This window comes from Azoarcus sp. Soil_N_20 (assembly GCF_057656155.1).
Genome location: NZ_JBDGKX010000001.1, coordinates 752,779 through 771,650, shown reverse-complemented (window position 1 = coordinate 771,650; position 18,872 = coordinate 752,779). Strand labels below are relative to the sequence as shown.

The 18,872-nt window shown below is 66.7% G+C and carries 17 protein-coding genes; 3 read left to right on the top strand and 14 right to left on the bottom strand.

Annotated features, from left to right (window positions below):
• Positions 1-24: 24 nt before the first annotated feature.
• Positions 25-1,671 carry a methyl-accepting chemotaxis protein gene (locus tag AC3A35_RS03660; RefSeq protein ID WP_487434533.1) on the top strand — a complete coding sequence of 549 codons (1,647 nt, stop codon included), beginning with the start codon at positions 25-27 and terminating at the stop codon, positions 1,669-1,671.
• A 251-nt stretch (positions 1,672-1,922) separates the two neighbouring features.
• Here the strand turns inward: AC3A35_RS03660 and AC3A35_RS03655 are convergent, their stop codons facing one another.
• A complete protein-coding gene (locus AC3A35_RS03655) occupies positions 1,923-2,390 on the bottom strand; it encodes an Lrp/AsnC family transcriptional regulator (RefSeq protein WP_487434532.1) in 468 nt (155 codons plus the stop codon).
• A 240-nt stretch (positions 2,391-2,630) separates the two neighbouring features.
• On the opposite strand from AC3A35_RS03655, the gene AC3A35_RS03650 reads away from it, so the two are divergent.
• A complete protein-coding gene (locus tag AC3A35_RS03650) occupies positions 2,631-2,771 on the top strand; it encodes a hypothetical protein (protein WP_487434531.1) in 141 nt (46 codons plus the stop codon).
• A gap of 247 nt (positions 2,772-3,018) precedes the next feature.
• A complete protein-coding gene (locus AC3A35_RS03645) occupies positions 3,019-3,837 on the top strand; it encodes an alpha/beta fold hydrolase (RefSeq protein ID WP_487434530.1) in 819 nt (272 codons plus the stop codon).
• A gap of 51 nt (positions 3,838-3,888) precedes the next feature.
• Here AC3A35_RS03645 and AC3A35_RS03640 read toward each other — a convergent pair whose 3' ends face one another.
• From AC3A35_RS03640 to AC3A35_RS03580, 13 genes are all read right to left on the bottom strand, one after another.
• Positions 3,889-4,686 carry an SIR2 family NAD-dependent protein deacylase gene (locus AC3A35_RS03640; RefSeq protein WP_487434720.1) on the bottom strand — a complete coding sequence of 266 codons (798 nt, stop codon included), beginning with the start codon at positions 4,684-4,686 and terminating at the stop codon, positions 3,889-3,891.
• Between the two features lie 243 nt (positions 4,687-4,929).
• A complete protein-coding gene (locus AC3A35_RS03635) occupies positions 4,930-6,549 on the bottom strand; it encodes an amidase (RefSeq protein WP_487434529.1) in 1,620 nt (539 codons plus the stop codon).
• Positions 6,550-6,749: 200 nt separating this feature from the next.
• Positions 6,750-8,252, bottom strand: coding sequence for an aldehyde dehydrogenase family protein (locus tag AC3A35_RS03630; protein WP_487434528.1), 1,503 nt, complete (start codon positions 8,250-8,252; stop codon positions 6,750-6,752).
• A 48-nt stretch (positions 8,253-8,300) separates the two neighbouring features.
• Positions 8,301-8,783, bottom strand: coding sequence for a tellurite resistance TerB family protein (locus tag AC3A35_RS03625; RefSeq protein ID WP_487434527.1), 483 nt, complete (start codon positions 8,781-8,783; stop codon positions 8,301-8,303).
• A 29-nt stretch (positions 8,784-8,812) separates the two neighbouring features.
• Positions 8,813-9,778: a WD40/YVTN/BNR-like repeat-containing protein gene (locus AC3A35_RS03620; protein ID WP_487434526.1), complete on the bottom strand. Its 966-nt coding sequence runs from the start codon at positions 9,776-9,778 to the stop codon at positions 8,813-8,815.
• Positions 9,779-9,789: 11 nt separating this feature from the next.
• The gene (locus tag AC3A35_RS03615) at positions 9,790-12,153 is read right to left on the bottom strand and encodes an efflux RND transporter permease subunit (protein WP_487434525.1); all 2,364 of its coding nucleotides are present in this window, start codon (positions 12,151-12,153) and stop codon (positions 9,790-9,792) included.
• Positions 12,154-12,212: 59 nt separating this feature from the next.
• Complete coding sequence (locus AC3A35_RS03610) at positions 12,213-14,036, bottom strand: DUF1302 domain-containing protein (protein ID WP_487434524.1); 1,824 nt, start codon at positions 14,034-14,036, stop codon at positions 12,213-12,215.
• 29 nt (positions 14,037-14,065) lie between these two features.
• The gene (locus AC3A35_RS03605; protein ID WP_487434523.1) at positions 14,066-15,445 is read right to left on the bottom strand and encodes a DUF1329 domain-containing protein; all 1,380 of its coding nucleotides are present in this window, start codon (positions 15,443-15,445) and stop codon (positions 14,066-14,068) included.
• 81 nt (positions 15,446-15,526) lie between these two features.
• Entirely contained in the window at positions 15,527-15,991 is a 465-nt protein-coding gene (locus AC3A35_RS03600) for a c-type cytochrome (protein WP_487434522.1), read from the bottom strand.
• An 8-nt stretch (positions 15,992-15,999) separates the two neighbouring features.
• Positions 16,000-16,536 (bottom strand): methylamine dehydrogenase light chain, encoded by a 537-nt coding sequence (locus AC3A35_RS03595; RefSeq protein ID WP_487434521.1) that lies wholly within the window; start codon positions 16,534-16,536, stop codon positions 16,000-16,002.
• 24 nt (positions 16,537-16,560) lie between these two features.
• Positions 16,561-17,163: a methylamine dehydrogenase accessory protein MauD gene (mauD, locus tag AC3A35_RS03590; RefSeq protein WP_487434520.1), complete on the bottom strand. Its 603-nt coding sequence runs from the start codon at positions 17,161-17,163 to the stop codon at positions 16,561-16,563.
• A complete protein-coding gene (locus AC3A35_RS03585) occupies positions 17,160-17,711 on the bottom strand; it encodes a MauE/DoxX family redox-associated membrane protein (RefSeq protein WP_487434519.1) in 552 nt (183 codons plus the stop codon). The genes mauD and AC3A35_RS03585 overlap by 4 nt, the downstream gene beginning before the upstream one ends.
• Positions 17,711-18,865, bottom strand: a complete 1,155-nt coding sequence (locus AC3A35_RS03580) for an amine dehydrogenase large subunit (RefSeq protein WP_487434518.1) — start codon at positions 18,863-18,865, stop codon at positions 17,711-17,713. The genes AC3A35_RS03585 and AC3A35_RS03580 overlap by 1 nt, the downstream gene beginning before the upstream one ends.
• Positions 18,866-18,872: the final 7 nt, after the last annotated feature.

Genomic DNA, 18,872 nt, shown 5'->3' with positions numbered 1-18,872 from the left:
CGGTGACATCGAAAGGAGAGGAAGATGAACGAACACGCCCGCAACGGTGGAGCGCGCTGGCTGCTGCCGGCCGCCATCGTCCCGATCAATGGCGCCCTGATCTGGCAGGCTCTGGCGGCCCCGCTGTCGCCGCCGCTGGCCGCGGCACTTGCAGCGACCGGCGCCATGCTTGCCTTGATTCTGATGTTCACGACGCGCGCCACGTCCGGGGGCACATCGCAGCACCGGGAAAGCAGCCCCGCGCTCGACGGCGAGCGTCCCGACATCGGCAGCCAGACCGCGGATGGCAGCAATCCACTGGTCACCCGGGTCCGCCAGCTGGTCACCGAGTTGCGCGGAAGCGGAACGGGCATCGCGGTGAGCGCGGCCAGACTCAACCAGCGGGTCAAGCAGACCGCCGCGAGCGCCACCCGCCAGCGCGAGCTGGCGGCGACCATCTTCACTGCCAGCCAGACCGCCAGTGCGGCGGTCGACCGGGTCATGGTCAACGCCGATCAGGTCAAGGCGGCGACCACGGCGAACCTGGCCGCGGTCGGCGCCAGCCAGCAGGAACTGCTCGATGTCACCGCGCGCATCCGCAACGTCAGCGACAAGGTCGAGACCTTTGCCGCCACGGTTGCGGAGCTCAGCCAGAACTCGGCGCAGATCCGCGACATCGGCCTGCTGATCAACGACATCTCCGACCAGACCAACCTGCTCGCACTCAATGCCGCGATCGAAGCCGCACGTGCCGGCGAAGCCGGGCGCGGTTTCGCGGTGGTCGCCGACGAGGTGCGCAAGCTCGCCGAGAAGGTCAAGACCGCCACCGGCGTGATCACCCGCAATTCGGACAAGATGCTCGAACTGGTCGCCAGCACCGAGAGCGAAACCCGCCGCATCACCGAAGACTCGGGTCTGGCGCGCGAAGTCGTGCAGCGTTCGTCGACCAACTTCGCCGCCATGGTGGGCGATCTGCAGCAGATGAGCACGCAGTTGCTCGACATCACCGACGCCATCCATCACATCCACGACAGCAATGTGTCGGTACACGGAATGGTCACCGAGATCACCGCCCTGTCCGAACAGGTCTCGTCGCAGATGGGCGAGTCCGAACGCGTGGCGGAAGAGCTGCGCGACCACACCGAAGGCCTGCATGCCCTGTCGACCCGTTTCTCCATCGGCGAGTCGGCCTATGACCGGCTGTTGGGCTTTGCCGAGAAATATCGCAACGAGGTCGCGGCCTTCCTCGAGGCCAAGGCCGGGACGCTGGACATCTTCGACACCCGCTACCAGCCCATTCCCGGCACCGAGCCGCCCAAGTACAACACTCGGTACGACCGCGCGATCGAGAAGGACCTGCAGGACATCTACGAGCGCATGCTCGCCGAAGTGCCTGGCGTTGCGTTTTGCGCCAGCTGCGACATCAATTGCTACATGCCGGTGCATAACCGGCGTTTCTCCGCCGAGCCCAATGGCGATCCGCAACACGATCTCGCCTTCAGCCGCCAAAAGCGCATCTACGACGACCCGACCTGCCGCCGCGCAAACGCCAACAAGGGCCACGCCCTGCTGCAGACCTATACCCGCGACACCGGCGAGGTCCTGTGCGACCTGTCGATGCCGGTCAAGGTGCAGGGCCGTCAGTGGGGCGTGTTCCGGGTCGGCTTCGCGCCCGCGCTGCTGCAGGGCTGAGCGGCCGCCGGCCTTGCGCCGGCTCCGGATGCATGGTGTCGATAGGGGCTGCGCTGTAATGCCCTCCCGCCGGCGACAGGTTGACGTACCCGTAAACGCGAACAAGCATCGACAAAACAATGGGTCATGCTCTGAAAGACGGAGATCGCGGAAAGAAGTTACGACCCGTACATGGCGGTTCACAAGCCTTTACTTTCCCGGCGGCGTGCGCCCAAGTAGATGCCTTTGGAATGCATGGGCGGCGGCGATCTTCATGGCGTCACCGAGTGCACACGTTTGAGGCAGCGTAGCGCAAAGGTCGAACGGCTGTTGCGGATACCGGGAATCTTGTACAGCTTGCGTCGCAGGAAGCCTTCATATCCTTCGGTACCTGATACCGCCACCTTGATCAGGTAGTCGTACTCGCCGGTCACCAGGTAGGCCTCCATGACTTCCGGGAGTTGAGCCAGGGCATCTCCGAAGCGCTGGAAGATCTCGTCGTCGTGGCGGTCGAGGGTGACCTCGATGATCACGATGTCCGGCAAGCCCAGGGCACGCTGGTCGATAACGGCAACGTAGTCGGTGATGACGCCGGCGGCCTCCAGCGCTCTGACCCTGTTCCAGCACGGCGTAGGCGACAGACCGACGTGCTCGGCCAGTCTCTGGTTGCTCATGCGCCCGTCGCGGGCGAGCGCTCGCAGGATGTTGCGATCGATTTCGTCGAACTGGCCCTCTTTCATGAAGATGCTTCCTATGCTAATTCGAGAAACTAAGGAATAAGTATCTTCCGTTATCGATAATATTGAAAGATACTCCTTCTTAATGGGCTTTCTGAACGAGAATACGAAAGCACATTTTTCGGTGATGTGGGTAAGCTTTCCTGGTGCCCACGAAGCGCAAGACAGGCCTGGACGTGCCGCCTTCCCTTACGAGGGGAAGGCGGGCATGCCTCGGTCCCAGCACTCGTCAGAGGAGGATTCATGGGACTGAGACAGCGCCGCTACTTTGTCGCCATTGCCGACCTCGGCTCGATGTCGCGGGCATCGCAAGCGCTGTACATCGCCCTGCCGCCGCTGATCGCGTCGAGCAATCTCTCCGGGGGCCCGCGCCGTTACGGTTGACGTAAACGTTAACTCGAACAAGAATCGGCAACACGACGGGTCGCGGTCCGAAGGCCGGTGTGGCGCCAGCCATGATCGCTTCCGCCACCGTTTGCCCCGCGACCGTGCCCCATCGACAGAACGGAGCAGTCACACAGATGAACCTCGAACGCGAGACCGGACCCGACCCGTGCGCGCCGGAACCGCCCGAGATCGTTCTCGCCACACGAGACGCCCCAGCCATTCCTTTCAACAGGGCCAGCGAAAAATGACCGACCTCACGACCCCCGGCATCCTCAGTCATGACCATTGGGTGGAACATCCGCAGGGACGGATCTTCGCCCGTTCCTGGACGCCATCGGGCAAGGCGTGCACCGCCGTGCCGGACCGCCCGATCGTTTTCTTCCACGATTCCCTCGGCTGCGTCGAACTGTGGCGCGACTTTCCGGCGGAACTGAGCGCGGCCACCGGCCGGCGGGTCATCGCCTACGACCGGCTCGGGTTCGGGAGATCCGACCCGCGCGCCGAGCGGCCGGCACTGGACTTCGTCGCCGAAGAGGCGCAGGTCTACTTTCCGGTCGTACGCGCGCAGCTCGGTTTCGAGCGCTTCATCGCCTTCGGCCACAGCGTCGGCGGCGGCATGGGGATCCATTGCGCCGCCACCTTCGGCGTGGATTGCGAGGCGCTGGTCACTGTAGCGGCGCAGGTCTTTGCGGAGGACCGGACGTTGCGCGGCATCGCCGAGGCGAAAGAACAGTTCAAGGACGAGATGCAACTGAAGCGGCTCGAGAAGTATCACGGCGACAAGGCCCGCTGGGTGCTCGGAGCCTGGACCGAGAACTGGCTCGATCCGGCGTTTGCCGCGTGGTCGTTGACCACCGTGCTGCCCCGGGTGCGCTGCCCGGTGCTGGCCATCCACGGCATCCACGACGAGTATGGCTCGACGCGCCACCCCGAACTGATCGGGCAACTGTGCGCCGGCCCGTCGCGGATCGAGATTCTCGCGGACACCTATCACGTGCCGCACCGCGAGCGCCCCGGCGTCACGCTCGAGCTGCTCTCGGAGTTCGTCACCTCGATCCGGTAATCGAGCGCCCAGGCGCGCAGGGCATCGACCCGGTCGCGCCGCCGTCCGCGCTCACCGCTCGAGAAAACCGGCGTCGCGCAGCGCGCCGGCAATGCCGCGCATCGCTTCGGTTCCGGTCATCGGCAGCGACACTCCGCGATCGTCCGCGGTTCCGGCCTCGGCCGGGTTGATCCGGATCAGCGGCGAGCGCTGGCTCTCGCCGAACAACCGTACCGACGGGATCGTCGTGCCCGCGCCGATCTCGATCACCAGCACGCGATCGACCGTGCGCCGCCAGCCGTCGAGCCGCGCATGCTGCTTCCGGGTACGCTCGTCGATCCAGCCCCAGTCGCCGAACATCAGGATGTTCGGCCGCGCGAGACCGCGGCATCGGGGGCAGCGCGGCAGTGCGTTGCGGAGCGCGCAGGTATCGGTGTCCACCTCGGGCCGGAACGCATCGGCCGGCCAGATCGCGTTGTCGCATCCTGCCATGCACTGCAGGTGATGAATCGATCCATGGCATTCGACGACGCGCTCGGGATCGAATCCGCTTTTCTGGAACTGCCCATCCACGTTCGAGGTAAAGACGAACGCCCCCTCGGGCACGCGGCGCGCGATCTCCCCGAGTATGGCGAAGGCGGGACCCGGTTCGGTGCTGCGGTAGAGATCGAGACGATGCCCATAGAATCCCCAGGCGAGTCGCGGATGGCGCTCGAAGGCGTCGGGTGAGGCGATGTCCTGAAACCGCATCCGCGCGCGCCCCAGGGCCGGATATGCGCGCCACATTCCTTCGCTGCCACGAAAGTCCGGCAGACCCGAGTCGACGCCGAGCCCGGCCCCGGCCGTGATGAGCAGCCCGTCCGCCTGCATGATGAGACGGGCGCAGCGCTGAAGGCGATGGTGCGGATCCTGGCTCAAGGTCGACCTCATGGAGGAAACGTTGTTGACGGGCGATCACCCGACGTCATCCCTGGAGACGCCCACCGTCCGCGTAATATTATCCCGGCCCGCGAAGAGGCCGTTTCGCCGGCCCGCAAATTCGCGGCAGCCCGAGGGAAAACGCCCGCTCCGTGCACTCGGCGCACAGCGGGCGTTTTCCGTGGAGAAAGGCGTTCAGGCTTCCTTCAACAGTGCCGGCGGGTACTTCCGCACCCATTGACTGGCCTGTTCGTGGGCGTGGGCGATCTGCAGCACGGCAAGGTCGGCCGTCGCCGGGCCGACGATCTGCATCCCCATCGGCAGTCCGCCGGGGCTGAAGCCCACCGGCACGCTGATCGCCGGGCAGCCGCTCAGGGTGATCCCGGTCACTACTTCCATCCAGCGATGGTAGGTATCCATCGGCCGTCCGGCCACTTCCTTCGGCCAGTGGATGGACGCGTCGAAGGGAAAGACCTGCGCGGTGGGCAGAATGAGGAAGTCGTAGCGCTTGAACAGGCTGCGTAGCGCCTGGTACCACGCGCTGCGGTCTGCAGTCGCCTTCCACACGTCGGCGCCGGTCAGATTGAGCCCACCCTCGACCTCCCACAGGATCTCGGGCTTGAGCAGCGCGCGCTTGGCAGGGTCGGCATGGAACGATCCGGCAAGGTTGGCGATGGTCCAGTGGCGCAGCGTCAGCCAGGTCTTCCATACCTTGCCCATGTCGAACTCGGGTTTGGTCGCCTCGACCGTGCAGCCGACCGCCTCGAAGTGGCGGAACGAGGCCTTGCACAGGTCGAGGATGCCGGGCTCCATCGGCAGGTAGCCGTCGAAATCGCCGAGCCAGCCGATGCGCGCGCCCTTGAAGTCGCGCTGCAGCGATCCGGCGAACTGCTTCGGGTCCTGCGCGATCGACAGCGGGGTGCGGTCGTCGAAGCCGGCCTGGACCGACAGCAGAATCGCCAGGTCGCGCACCGTGCGGCCCATCGGTCCCTCGTAACCGAGTTGCTGGAAGAACACCTCGCCGGTCGGGCCGTAGGGTACCCGCCCTGCCGAAGGGCGGAAGCCATACACGTTGTTGAACGCCGCCGGGTTGCGCAGCGAACCGGCCATGTCGCTGCCGTCGGCCACCGGCAGCATGCGCAGGGCCAGCGCCACCGCCGCGCCACCGCTGGACCCGCCGGCGGTGCGGGTGGGGTCGTAGGCGTTGAGCGTGGTACCGAACACCGGGTTGTAGGTCTGCGAGCCCATGCCGAATTCGGGCGTGTTGGTCTTGCCGATGATGATCGCGCCGGCCTTCCTGACCCGCTCGACGATGATCGCATCGTGCTTGGGGATGTAGTCCTTGAGGATGGGCGAGCCGCTGGTGGTGGGAATGCCGGCGGTGGCGGCCAGATCCTTGATCGCTTGCGGCATGCCGTGCATCCAACCGAGGTATTCGCCGCGGGCGAGTTGGGCGTCGCGCTCGTCAGCCTGGGCGAGCAGGCCGTCGCGCGCCTGCAGGCTGACGATGGCATTGACCTTCGGGTTCAGGCGCTCGATCTGGTCGAGAAAGGCGACCATGACCTCGCGGCACGACACCTTGCGCGTACGGATCCATTCGGCCAGGTCGACGGCGTCAGCGGCCACCAGGTCGGCAGCCGACACGGGCGCCTGTGCCCACGCGGCGGACGGCAACCAGCCCAGGCCGGTGGCGCCGGCGGCCGCGGATACCGCACCGCTGCAGACCAGAAAGCGGCGTCGCGCCGGGTTCGCCGGTGCCGCGTCGGCGGCGGCTCCGGCGGACGCATCGGGCCAGGTTTGTGCGGGGTTCTTCATGATGCTCTCCTCATCAGGGCTATCGGGTGCAAACGTGCCGGCCTCGTCGGGCCGGTCAGCGCCGGTCTCGCACGGCGGGCGTGCCGCCGCGGATGACCTTGTACATGTCGTGCGACATAAAAAAAGAACGGCCGGGCCGCTCCGCCGCCCACACGCGGGCAAGGGAAGCGTCCGGCCGCAACACCATGATCAATCCATGCTTACAGGGCCATGATCACCGACTTGGATTCGGTATACATGTCGAGTACCGCACGCCCCATCTCGCGGCCGATGCCGGACTGCTTGTAGCCGCCAAAGGGCATCGCGTTGTCGAGGATGTTGTGGCAGTTCACCCACACCGTGCCGGCCTTGATCTTCGGGATCAGGCGATGGACGCGGGACAGGTCGTTGGACCAGATGCTCGCGGCGAGGCCGTAGGGAGTGTCGTTGGCACGGCGGGCGACCTCGTCGAGATCGTCGTAGGGCATCGCCACCACCACCGGGCCGAAGATCTCCTCGCGCACCACCTTCATGTCGTCGCGGGTGTCGACCAGCACCGTGGGGCGGACGAAATAACCCTCGCCCTCGCCAGCCGAACCGCCAACCGCCGCGCGGGCGCCCTCGGCGTAGCCGCTTTCGATGTAGCCGAGCACGCGGCGCTGCTGGATCGCCGACACCAACGGCCCGATCTGGGTCGCCGGATCGATACCCGGCCCGAGCTTCATGCCCGCGGCGATGCCGGCCAGGCCCTCGACCACCTCGTCGAACCGGCTCTTGTGAATGAACAGGCGCGAGCCGGCCGTACACACCTGGCCCTGGTTGAAGAAGATCGCCTGCGCCGCACCGGCCGCGGCCATCGCCGGATCGGCATCGTCGAGCACGATCACCGGGCTCTTGCCGCCGAGTTCCAGCGAAACCCGGGTCATGTTGTCGATCGCGGCCTTGCCGACCAGCTTGCCGATCTCGGTGGAGCCGGTGAAGGCGATCTTCTCGATGCCCTTGTGGCCCGCGAGCGCAGCGCCGGCGGTATGGCCATGGCCGGTGACGACGTTGAGCACGCCGGCCGGGTAACCCGCCGCCAGCGCCAGTTCGGCGAAGCGCAAGGCGGTCAGCGGCGTTTCCTCGGCGGGCTTGAGCACCATGGTGCAGCCGGTGGCCAGTGCCGGGGCGACCTTCCACGCCGCCATCAGCAACGGGAAATTCCACGGGATGATCGCACCGACCACCCCGACCGGCTCGCGCCGGGTGAAGCCGAACAGTTCGCGGTCGCGCATCAGCGGCACCGACACGTCCATCGTCGAGCCTTCGATCTTGGTCGCCCAGCCGGCCATGTAGCGCAGGAAGTCGACCACCAGCGCCACATCCACATGGCGCGCCATCACCACCGATTTGCCGTTGTCGAGCGCCTCGATCTCGGCCAGCTCCTGGGCGTTGGCCGCGACCAGGTCGGCGAATTTCAGCAGCAGGCGCTCGCGGTCCACCGGGCGCATCTTCGGCCATTCACCGCCCTCGAAGGCCTGCCGGGCCGCCGCGACGGCGCGGTCGATGTCGGCCGCGGCACCGGCCGGGACGCGGGTGAAGGCCCGTCCGCTGGCGGGGTCGATCACTTCCAGGGTCTCGCCGCTCGCGGCCTCGAGCCACTCGGCCCCGATCAGCATGCGCTTGGGACGGGCGAGAAACTGCCGGGTGGCCTCGCTGATGAACTGGCCTTGGTAACGTTCCATGTTGCTGTCTCCTCGTGTTGTAGGGATGTTGCGGGTGTAGCGGCGGCCTCAGCTGTCGTCGGCCGCGTTGCGGATCAGGCCGCCGCGCGCCGCCGCGGTGGCGCGGGCCTGCTCGATGGCGGCCTGGTCGAGATCGAGATGGCGCGCGATGCGGTTCAACAGGCGATGCTCCAGGCGCGCAAGCGCCCCATCGGCATAGGCCACCTCCCACAACAGGGTCAGGATCTCGACCCGCTCGGCGGCGTTGAAACCCACCCGCACCGCCTCGGCGAATTCCCAGTCGTCGAGCACCTCGGCGAAGCGCTCGTCGGCCACCTGCACCAGTTGCCGGGCGGTCGGTTCGGGCAGGCGGAAGTGGGCGCGCAGCAGGCGGGTGACCGCGGCGTGCTCCTCGTCGCTGGCGCGATGGTCGACATACATGGCCTCGAGCAGCAGCGCGGCCACGGCGATGTGGCGGCGCTCGAAGGGGCCGGTCTCGTTGGCTTCGGCAGCGAGTTCGCCGCTCAGCAGGGCGATCAGTCTGGTCAGCATGTTTCGATTTTCCTTGTTGTCGGAGGGACTCAGTTGCTGCCGCCCAGGCGTTCGACCCCGAGCTGCCCGGCGAGCACCACGGCACCATCCGGTGCGAGCTGCACCGCGGCCAGGTTCTGGCGGTCGGCGCGAATCTCGGCCGCAAGCTGCTCGCCGCGCAGGATCAGTCCGCCGGAGCCGACCACGATCAGGCTGCCGTCGGCGGCCAGCGCCGCGCCGGTCAGCGACTGGCCGCTGTCGTTCTCGCGCACCTGCCAGCTGTCACCGCCGTCGCGGCTGGTCAGCACGCGCCCGCTCATGCCGAGCAGCACTACTTCGCCGCCGGCGCCCTCGAGCCCACTCCACAGCGAGCCGGATACGCCGGTCTTGAGGGAGGTCCAGGTCTCGCCGCCATCGGTCGAGCGATATGCAAGCCCGGTTTCGGCGGCGGCAAACAGGGCGCCGTTGCGAGTCGCGAAGATGTGGTTCAGGTGCATGTCGGCATCCGGCCCGCTGCCGACCGCCATCGGTGCCCAGCTGCGGCCGCCGTCGCGGGTGCGCCAGGCGCTGCCGTAGGCCCCCACCGCATAGCCCTGGTCGGCGGAGACGAAGTGCACCGACAGCAGCACCGGCCTGTCGGCCAGCACCTGCTGCAGGGTCCAGTTCGCCCCGCCATCGGTGGTGGCCAGCACCACCCCACCGTGCCCGACCACCCAGCCGCGCTGCGCATCGGCGAAATGGATCGCGGTCAGCAGAGTGCTCACCGGCACCGCCGCCTGGGTCCAGGTCTTGCCGCTGTCGGTGGAGCGCACCACGGTGCCGTAGTCGCCGACCGCGACCAGGGCGTCGCCCGCCCGCACCAGGCCGGTGAGCGGCACCTTCGCCGCGAGCCGCGCCTTCATCGCCGGCACCGGGGCCGGATCGGCCGCGTTTGCCGGCAGCACGGCCATGCCCGCCGTCACACTTGCCGCGAGCAGTGCGCCGAGCAGGCGCAGGTATCTGAACTTGGTCGTCATTGCGCGTCTCCTCAGTGCGCCATCAGCGGTGCGCGCACCGGGCCGCGGCGCGGTATCAGCATGTCGATGGTCACCGCCAGCGCCGGCAGCAGCGTGATCGCCATGATCATGTTCATCATGAACATGAAGGTCAGCAGCATGCCCATGTCGGCCTGGAACTTGAGCGCCGAGAACGACCAGGTGGCGACCCCGATCGACAGCGTGACCGCGGTGAACACGGTGGCGACGCCGATCTCGCGCAGGGCCTGCTTGAACGCGGTGACGATGTCCTCGCCGTGGGCCATGTGCATCTGCAGCCGGTTGTAGATGTAGAACGCGTAATCGACGCCGATCCCGACCGCCAGCACCATCACCGGCAGGGTCGCCACGGTTAGGCCGATGTCGAGCTCCTTCATGAACCAGTAGCCGAGGAAGGTGGCCAGCGTCAGCGGCACGCAGCACGCCACCATCGCGCGCCAGTCGCGATACACCAGGAACACCAGCACCAGGATCGTGGCATAGACATAGAGCATCATCGGCAGCTCGGAATGCTCGACGATCTCGTTGGTCGCCGCCTGCACCCCGGCGTTGCCGCTCGCGAGGCGTACGGTGACGCCGTCGAAGGGCTGGGTGTCGCGGAAGTGCTTCACCGCGGCGACCACGCCCTCGAGGGTCGAGGCCTTGTGGTCGGTCAGGTAGAGGTTCACCGGCAGCAGCGTGCAGTCGGCGTTGAACAGGCGCAGGCCCTCGGGCACCTGGCGCACCGCCTCGCCCAGGGTCAGTTCGTCCTGCGGCAGCGCCCCCCATTTCGGACTGCCCTCGTTCACCCCCGAGGCGGCAAGCTTGGTCAGGGTCGGCAGCGACTGCGCCGACAGCACCCCGGGCACGTTGGCCAGATGCCAGGTCAGACGATCGACATGGCTCATGACGTCGTGGCGGTAGCAGCCGTCGGCCGGGGTCTCGACCACCACGGTCAGCAGATCGAGGCCGAGGCTGTAGTGATCGACCACCGCCTGCACGTCCTGGTTGTAGCGCGAGTCGTCGTGCAGTTCGGGCGCACCCGGCAGCACGTGGCCGACGTGGCGCCCCTGGCTCTGCCATACCGCGACGCCCATCAGCAGCGCGCAGGCGATGGTGCCGATCGCGGCATTGCGCGGGCTGGCGATATGCACGCCGAGGGTGGCCATCATCCGGTTGCGCAGGTGCTCGACCTTGCCCGCGCGCAGCACGAAGGCGTCGTCGAAGCGGAAGTAGCTCGCCAGCACCGGCAGCATGATCAGGTTGGTGACGATCTTGTAGGCGACGCCGACCGAGGCGGTGATGGCCAGTTCGCGGATCATCGGAATCGGCACCAGCACCAGGGTGGCGAAGCCGACGAAAGCGGTGATCAGGGCCAGCGTGCCCGGCACCAGTAGCCCGGTGAAGCTGCGGCTGGCGGCGGTGTAGCCATCGGCGCCGTTGATCACTTCCTTGGCGATGTAGTTCACCTGCTGGATGCCGTGGGACACCCCGATCGCGAACACCAGGAAGGGCACCAGGATGGCGAGCGGATCCAGCCCGAAACCGAGCAGCGTGATGGTGCCGAACTGCCACACCACCGACACCAGCGAGCACGACAGCGGCAGGAAGGTCAGCAGCCACGAGCGCGTGTACCAGTAGACCGCCGCGGTGGTGAGCACGAAGGCGAGCGCGAAGAACTCGATCACGCTGGTCGCGCCCTCGGAGATGTCGCCCATCTGCTTGGCAAACCCGATGATGCGGATGCGGATGTCGTCGTCGGAGTAGGCCGCGCGCAACTCCTTCTCCAGGCGCTGGCTGAATTCGAAGTAGTCGAGGCGCTCGCCGGTCTGCGGGTCGGGGTCGGCGAGTTCGGCGACCACCATCGCGGACGAGGAGTCGTTGGCCACCAGACTGCCGACGAAGCCGCCGATGATGGTGCGCTCGCGGATCGCGCCGATGTTGTCGGGAGTGAGCGCCTTCACCGTGACGTCGCCGCCGATCACGTCCTCGGCCTTCATGCCCTCTTCGGTGATCTGCACCGCGCGGGTGTTCGGCGTCCATAGCGAACTGACCGTGCGCCGGTCGACACCCTTCATGAAGAACAGCGCCTGGGTGACGTCGTGCAGTCTCGTAAGCGCCTTCTCGTTCCAGATATCGCCGTGCGTCGCCTCGACGGTGACAATGATGCGGTTGGCGCCGAACAGCACCTCGCGATACTGGTTGAAGGTCTGGATGTATTCGTGATCCTGCGGCAGCTGCTTGTCGAAGCCCGCGCTCATGTGCAGGCGGGCGGCGAAGGTCGCCATCACCGCGGTGAAGGCCAGCAGCGCGATCAGGATCGGCAGGCGAAACCTGAAGCAGAAGCGCTGGAGGGTCAGCACTGATTTCTCGATCATGTCGGGGTGTCCATTGGTCCGGGGCCGGACCGGATCGCATCCGGCCCCGGCGCAGTGCATCAGAACGAGTAGGAAATGCTCGCGGAGACGAAGTCGCGGTCGCGCATCAGGTTGTTGGCCCCGCCGCCGTGGAAGTTCACCCACTGGATCGCGCCCTTCCAGCTGTCACGGTAGTTGGCGAACAGCGACAGCGTGAGCGCCTTGCGCCCCTCGACGAAGGGGATCGCGTTCGGGCTGGTGCCGTTGACATCGTGGTACCAGTCGATCTGCGGGGTCAGGGTGACGCCGGTGCCGAAGGCGTTGGGATAGTTCAGGCCCATCTCGAACACATAGCCCCACGAGGTCCTGTCCGGCAGCGAGTAGTCGGGCAGGAAGTACGGCGTGCGCCCGCTGCGGTCCAGGCCCGGATAGTGGGTGACCGCCGCCTCGGTGAGGATGAAGCCGTCGCTCGCCCCGACCGACTTTGCCAGTCCACCCAGCGGGTCGTTGTGGGAGAAGGTGTAGAAGCCGGTCAGGTGCATCTGGTACTTCTCTTCCTCGACGAAGCCGGGATGGCTGCCGACGTCGTACACACTGTTGTCGTCGAACGCGCCACCGAAGATCGAACCGAAGGGCACGGTCGGGTCGATGCCGACGCTGTCGTGCGGGCGATACGAGAGTTCCGCGCCGACGGCGACGTTGAGCAGCTTGGTGTTGGCCGAGATCGCGTACAGATCCTTGTCCTCGCCGTAGGCCACGAAGTAGCCGGTGACCGCCCCGGCGCGGTTGCCGGTGAAGCCGAGGAAGGGCAGCTTGTCGTGGTAGCGCTGGTAGGTGAACGCGAACTCGGTGTCGATCTCCTCGGCGTTGTAGCGGAAGTTCACCCCGTACTGGCCGCTGTTTCGCGCCCGGTCGGTGCCGAGGTAGGGCACCGCGATCCCGGCCGCGACCGCATCGGCGTCGGACAGCCCGGAGTTATCGCCGCAACGCCCGTTGGGCAGACCCGCGCAGGCGCCCACCCCGGCAAAATCCTCGATGATGCTGGTCGGCACGTAGGCGACCCGGCGGCCCTTGCCGAGCACGTCCGCGGCCGAGAAGAAGGTGCCCGCAGGATCGAACTTGAAGCTGTTCCAGCCGAATTGGTAATAGGCTTCCATGCCCAGCTGCTCGGTGATCCCGAACGAGCCCGACAGCATCGGCGCCGGAATGAAGATCTCCTTCAGCTGGGTGCCGGGCACATGGAACTTCTGCAGGTCGATGGCGTTGATCTGGTTCACCCCGCCGAGGATGAAGATGTCCTCGCCCCAGGAGATGACCTGGTTGCCGAACTTGACCTTGCCGTATTGCTCGCCGATCGAGAAGCTCTTGGCCACCCAGGCGTCGAGCAGGGTCATTTCGCCGGCCGCCGCGCTATCCACATCGGTGCGCCGGGTGTCCCGCGCCTGCGAGTCGTTGAACCAGGTCACCCGCGCCAGCGCGCTCCAGCCGCCCGGGTATTTCAACGCGAGATCGTGGGTGCCCTTGAGCACCGCGGACACGATGTCGCCCTTCTTGTAGTTGAGGTTGCCGTCGTCGAAGTTGGTGTAGTTGAAGTCGGCGTTCGCATAGCCGGTGCCGTCGGTCAGGTTGTAGACCCGCGACAGCTCGTTGTTGGTGCCGTTGTTGCAGCCACCGCTGTCGTTGCCGATGGTCTTGCAGCCGGCGGACGAGGTCCGTGCCATCAGACCATAGGACACTGTGCTGTCGAAACTGCCCGACAGCCCCTCCTCGGAGCCGAAGCGGAAGGCATGGCTGCTCGGTGCCCACAGCGTGGCCGCCACCGCCAGGGCCACGGCGTTGAGGGTGAAGGTCGACGGGGCGAGGGCGAACGCCGCCCGACGATGCGCAATCGTCTGTGCTTTCATGGAGTACTCCTTGAACTGGGGGTCGGGGTTCAGCGTTCGCCGCTGCGCCGCATCTGGTCGGGGCTGAAGGTGGCCTGGTTGACACGGCCCTCCTTCGCGGCAGTCAGGTCGATGACCTCGCCCTCGGCGGTCCAGTTGTCAACCACGTAGCGGCGGGCAACGAGGTCGTACATCTGGGTTTCGTAGGTGATGCAGGCACCGACGTCGGGAGCGGCCCACAGGCTGCCTTCCTGCACCCGCCACAGGTTGCCCTTGGCGTCGTACATGTCGACCTGCAGCAGTGCCCACGAGTCTTCGTCGAAGTGGAACACGCGCTTGGCGAAGGAATGGCGCTTGTCCGCCTTCACCGTGGCCTCGACCACCCAGACCCGGTGCGGCTCGTAACGCATGAAGTCGCGATTGACGTACTCGGCGCCGAGCATGTCCTTGAACTTGTTGCTCTTGTCGATCAGCTTGTTGGAGTTGTAGGGAACGAACATCTCCTTCTTGCCGACCAGCTTGTAGTCATAGCGGTCGAGCGCGCCGGTAAACACGTTGATCTGGTCGACGAAGTAGAGGTTGTCGAAGCCGGCGATCGGGTTGTCGTAGGCGAAGGTCGGCGAGCGGCGCACGCGACGCTGGCCGGGGAAGTAGATCCAGGCGTCCTGCGGCTTGTCGAGATAGGCGTGGATGAGGTAGCCCTCACCCGCCCGCGAGGCCGGTGACAGCACCTCGTAGAGCAGCTTGGATTCCACCCCGCTGACATCGGCCGGCCCGGTGACCGCGGGATCGTTGAACGGATACAGCTCGGAGGCCCACTGCTTGTTCTCGGTGTAGCTGCCGCCCTTCTCCGGCATCAGCGCCGAGATCTGCGCCCGACGGCCGAGCCCGGTGTAGCGCAGCTTGTAGTTCCACATCGCCTCGGCGCCGTTTTTCGGCACCGGGAACGGAATGCCGCCACCGAGCACCTGCTCGAGCTGCCAGCCGTCGGCACCGAGCCGCGCGGTGGTGGCGTTCTTCTTCGTCTGCTGGGCCACCATGTCCGGCACCGGGCAGCTGCGCCGGCTCGGATAGACGTCCATGCGGTAGCCCTGGTAGGTCTTGATCAGCGCGACCTGGCCCGCGGACAGCTTGTCGGCGTACTTGTCGATGTTGCTCACATCGATCGAGAACAGCGGCTTGTCATCCTTGTAGGGGTCGACCCGGCCCGGCTTCCAACCGGCCGGAGCCTGGGTCATGCCGCCGCTCCACGCCGGGATGCTGCCATCGGCGTTCTTGCCCACCTCGGCGCCGATCGGGGTCAGTGCCTTGCCCAGACTGGCCGCTTCGGCGTCGGTCGCGACGGCATGGGCCAGCGAACTGCCCATCAGGGCTGCAATGGCCAGCGCCAGCAGCGCGGGGCGATACAACTTTGTTGTCGTTTTGTCCATTTTGCTCACGTCCTCACAAGGTGAAATACGAAAAATCGATAGCGCCCGCCGCAGTGCTCGCGCGCTCCAGCCGGCGCCGTCCTACTCGATCCGCACGCCGCGTGCGGCCAGCTTGCCGACGATCTCGCGCCGGGCCGCGCTGACATCGGCGAGCGGTGCGTTGCGCAGCCGGGTGACCTCGGCCTCGGTATAGGGCTCGAGTCCCGGCGGCAGGGTCGCGGCGGAGAAGGCCTGCAGCATCCAGTTGAGCAACCGGGCGATGTCGGCATCCGTGAGTGGCGAGTTCGACGTACCCGGCACCTTGACCAGGAAGGCGCGCCCCTCCGGAATGCTGACGAAGTGGCCGAGCTGGCCGCGCATGGTCGGTACACCACCGGACTTCGCCCCGCTGCCGTCGGCCTGGTGGCAGCCGGCACAGTTGAGGATGTACTGGTAGCGCGCCTTGCCGCCCTCGACCGCCTGTGCCGGACCCGCGAACCCGAGCCCGGTCACCATCGCGACGAGGATCAGCCCGCGCACCCCGCCCGGAACACGCTGCGTGTTCATCGCCCGCCTCAGCTCTTGGTTTCCGCCAGGCCGACCACGGTCGCCAGCGTGCAGTGGAACATCGTCGAGTCGTTGGCCATGCACCAGTTGATGTCGTTGTGCAGGCCCATGCGGTAACCCGGCATCTCGCGCTCGTTGGTGTTGCAGAAACAGCGCCCGCAGGCGGTCTTGCCGCAGCAGTCGTTGTAGCTGATCAGGTAATCCTTGCCGTCCTCGGGGTTGTGGCAGGTACCGATCCACGACACCTTGGAGGCCTCGGTACCGGGCGGGCAGCTCGATGCGGTGCCGCCGCAGCAGTTGCACAGATAGCCGTCCTGCGCGCAGTAGCGCCAGTACTCGCAGTCCTCGTCGGTCGGCGCGGCGCCAGCCGCCTTCTTGGACGCAGCGGCACCGGCGGCCTGGGCGGTACGGTCGAAGGGCAGCACCGGCAGCACGAAGGCGGCGCCCACCAGCAGGCGGCCGATGCCGATCAGTGCGCTGCGCCGGGAGGCGCTCTGCGCCACCTTGCGTGTCTTGCGCTCGAAGAATTCATCCAGCCATTTCATGTGTGTTCTCCTTGTCGGTCGGAATCAGGCGCGGCCGGGCTGGTCGAGGTAGGCCTGGACCGAGGCCACGCCCAGCTCCTTGGCGGTGAACAGGCTCTCGAGCTGTTCGCGCGAGTTGACCAGGCCCTTGGCCGCGATCCGGCCCTGCTCGTTGATCAGCACCGCATAGGGCAGCTTGGCCACGCGGTAGGCGATGCCCAGCTCGCGCGACAGCACGTAGGGAAAGTCCGCGAGGCCGGCCTTGTCGTAGAACGCCAGGTGCTCGGGCTGCTCGCCGTCCGAGGTCAGCACCACGCGCATCCAGCCGCGCTCGGACTGGTTGGCCGAACGCAGGATGGGCAGCAGCTTCTTGCACACCGGGCAGGTCGGCGACAGGAAGAACAGCAGCGTGCTCTTGTCGGCTGGCAGACCGAGCGAGACCCGCTCGCGGCTGCTCACCAGGTGCGGCAGGTCGAACACCGGCGCGGCCTCGCCGACCTGCGGACCGGTGTCGAGCATCAGCGCGCCCATCGGCGCGACCCGCTCATAGAGCACGCCGATCTGGCGCGCCAACGCAAACAGTCCGACCAGCGCGGCGAGCACCGCGATCCACAACAGCACATTCGAAATCATCAGGGCTTCGTTCATGATCCGCTCCTCATTTGGGCGAGATGGGGGTGGTTGGCGAGCAGCTGGTTGGCTGCGGCATACAGCGTGAGCAGCATCAGCGTGCCGCCGGCGACGGAGAGGTAGTCGATCCAGACCAGGCTGCGGTCGGTACCGAGCTGGGCGCCGACCACGAGAAGGGCGAACAGCACCGCGTTGCGCACGACCAGTGCCCACGACAGCCGGGTGTGCCCTTCGGCGCCGCCGCAGCCGCAGTCGATCGCGGTATGGCCGCGGGCGACGTTGAGCGCGACACCGGCGGTGGCCGAACCCAGCACCAGCAGGCCGAGCACCAGGCCGAGCGGGCGCGAGGCGTCGAACAGCAGCGCCACGCCCGCCACGGCTTCGAGCACCGGGAACAGCCGTGCGAACAAGGGCACCAAGGCTTCAGGCAGCAGGCGGTAGAGTTCGACCGAGGCCTCGAACACCGCCATGTCGCGCAGCTTCTGCCACGCTCCCACGATCAGGATGACCGCCAGTGCGGCGCCGCAGGCACGTGCCAGCACCGGGTCGATGGCGAGGGCATCCATCAGTGCAGCTCCATCAGCGAGGGGGTCTCGCCGACGCCGTCCATGCGCTTGACCAGCTTCAGCGCGGCGCTGGCATCGTAGGCGGCGATTCCGCCCTTGACGCCGTCGTAGGCGAACAGGCGCGGCTTGTCGCCCTGGCTCACCGCGAGCGCGATCGCGTTGCTGCCGGGGGCGCGGGTGATCCGCTTCTGCGTCTTGAGGTCGAAGCCCCAGATCTCCTTGGCCGGGAACTTGTGGCTGCCGACCCTGGCACCGTCGTGCATGGCGACGAACACGCGCCCGCTTGCGTTGTGCTGGGCCAGCAACTGGTAGCCGCCCGGACGCCAGCCGGCCTTACGCTCCTTGTCGCTCAGCAGCGACCACTTCGGCTCGAAGCTCGCCACCGCCGCGCCGAGGTGGGCGGTGTAGAGGTCGCCGCCGTAGGAGACGAAACGGTAGGTGTCGCCGTCCTGTTCGCCGTGGATGAAGATCGGATCGACGTCCGGATCGAAGAACTTCGCGCTGCGCTGCTGATCGACCGCCTGGCCCTTGTCGTCCAGGGTCACGGTCAGCATGGTGCCGTCGCCGCACACGGTGGAGAAGCGGTTGGACACCGACTGCGCCGGCAGCAGGATCCAGCACCCGGGCAGATCGACCTGCGACATGACCTGCTTCGCCTGCAGGTCGATCACCGTGACCGAGATCGCCGGGGTGGCGTTGAGCACGTACAGCCAGCGACCATCGGCCGAGGTGCGGATGGTGCCCTTGTAGTGCAGTGCCTGGGCATGGATCGGCGGGATCACGATCTCGCCGGTCTTGGTCAGGGTCTGCGCATCATGGATATCGACGGTGTCGGTGCGCTCACCCGACGACAGACGCGAGTAGTAGGTGGTGGCGACGTAGATCTCCTTGCGGTCGGGAGACAGGATGGCCTGGCCGGCATAGCCGGTGGCGATCACGCCGAGATACTTCATGTTGTCGCCGTCGAGCACATGCAGGCGCCCATCGACGATGTGACCGATGGCAACGTCGGACAGGTAGATGCGATAGGGATCGGGTGGAGCAAGCTTCTCCACGGTGACGATCTCGACTGGCAGCTCGGCGTGTGCCGTTGCCCCGCCCAGGGCAATCAGCAACGCAGCCACGCAGGTTTTCAGGGCGCGATGTCGAACCACGACTGAC

Excerpts from the sequence above, each read along its gene's own strand:
- AC3A35_RS03635 (WP_487434529.1), bottom strand. The coding sequence starts at position 6,549 with ATGAAGAACCCCGCACAAACCTGGCCCGATGCGTCCGCCGGAGCCGCC.
- AC3A35_RS03650 (WP_487434531.1), top strand. The coding sequence starts at position 2,631 with ATGGGACTGAGACAGCGCCGCTACTTTGTCGCCATTGCCGACCTCGGC.
- AC3A35_RS03600 (WP_487434522.1), bottom strand. The coding sequence starts at position 15,991 with ATGAACACGCAGCGTGTTCCGGGCGGGGTGCGCGGGCTGATCCTCGTC.
- AC3A35_RS03585 (WP_487434519.1), bottom strand. The coding sequence starts at position 17,711 with ATGGATGCCCTCGCCATCGACCCGGTGCTGGCACGTGCCTGCGGCGCC.
- AC3A35_RS03640 (WP_487434720.1), bottom strand. The coding sequence starts at position 4,686 with ATGCAGGCGGACGGGCTGCTCATCACGGCCGGGGCCGGGCTCGGCGTC.
- mauD (WP_487434520.1), bottom strand. The coding sequence starts at position 17,163 with ATGAACGAAGCCCTGATGATTTCGAATGTGCTGTTGTGGATCGCGGTG.
- AC3A35_RS03655 (WP_487434532.1), bottom strand. The coding sequence starts at position 2,390 with ATGAAAGAGGGCCAGTTCGACGAAATCGATCGCAACATCCTGCGAGCG.
- AC3A35_RS03605 (WP_487434523.1), bottom strand. The coding sequence starts at position 15,445 with ATGGACAAAACGACAACAAAGTTGTATCGCCCCGCGCTGCTGGCGCTG.
- AC3A35_RS03630 (WP_487434528.1), bottom strand. The coding sequence starts at position 8,252 with ATGGAACGTTACCAAGGCCAGTTCATCAGCGAGGCCACCCGGCAGTTT.
- AC3A35_RS03615 (WP_487434525.1), bottom strand. The coding sequence starts at position 12,153 with ATGATCGAGAAATCAGTGCTGACCCTCCAGCGCTTCTGCTTCAGGTTT.
- AC3A35_RS03645 (WP_487434530.1), top strand. The coding sequence starts at position 3,019 with ATGACCGACCTCACGACCCCCGGCATCCTCAGTCATGACCATTGGGTG.
- AC3A35_RS03625 (WP_487434527.1), bottom strand. The coding sequence starts at position 8,783 with ATGCTGACCAGACTGATCGCCCTGCTGAGCGGCGAACTCGCTGCCGAA.
- AC3A35_RS03610 (WP_487434524.1), bottom strand. The coding sequence starts at position 14,036 with ATGAAAGCACAGACGATTGCGCATCGTCGGGCGGCGTTCGCCCTCGCC.
- AC3A35_RS03620 (WP_487434526.1), bottom strand. The coding sequence starts at position 9,778 with ATGACGACCAAGTTCAGATACCTGCGCCTGCTCGGCGCACTGCTCGCG.
- AC3A35_RS03595 (WP_487434521.1), bottom strand. The coding sequence starts at position 16,536 with ATGAAATGGCTGGATGAATTCTTCGAGCGCAAGACACGCAAGGTGGCG.
- AC3A35_RS03660 (WP_487434533.1), top strand. The coding sequence starts at position 25 with ATGAACGAACACGCCCGCAACGGTGGAGCGCGCTGGCTGCTGCCGGCC.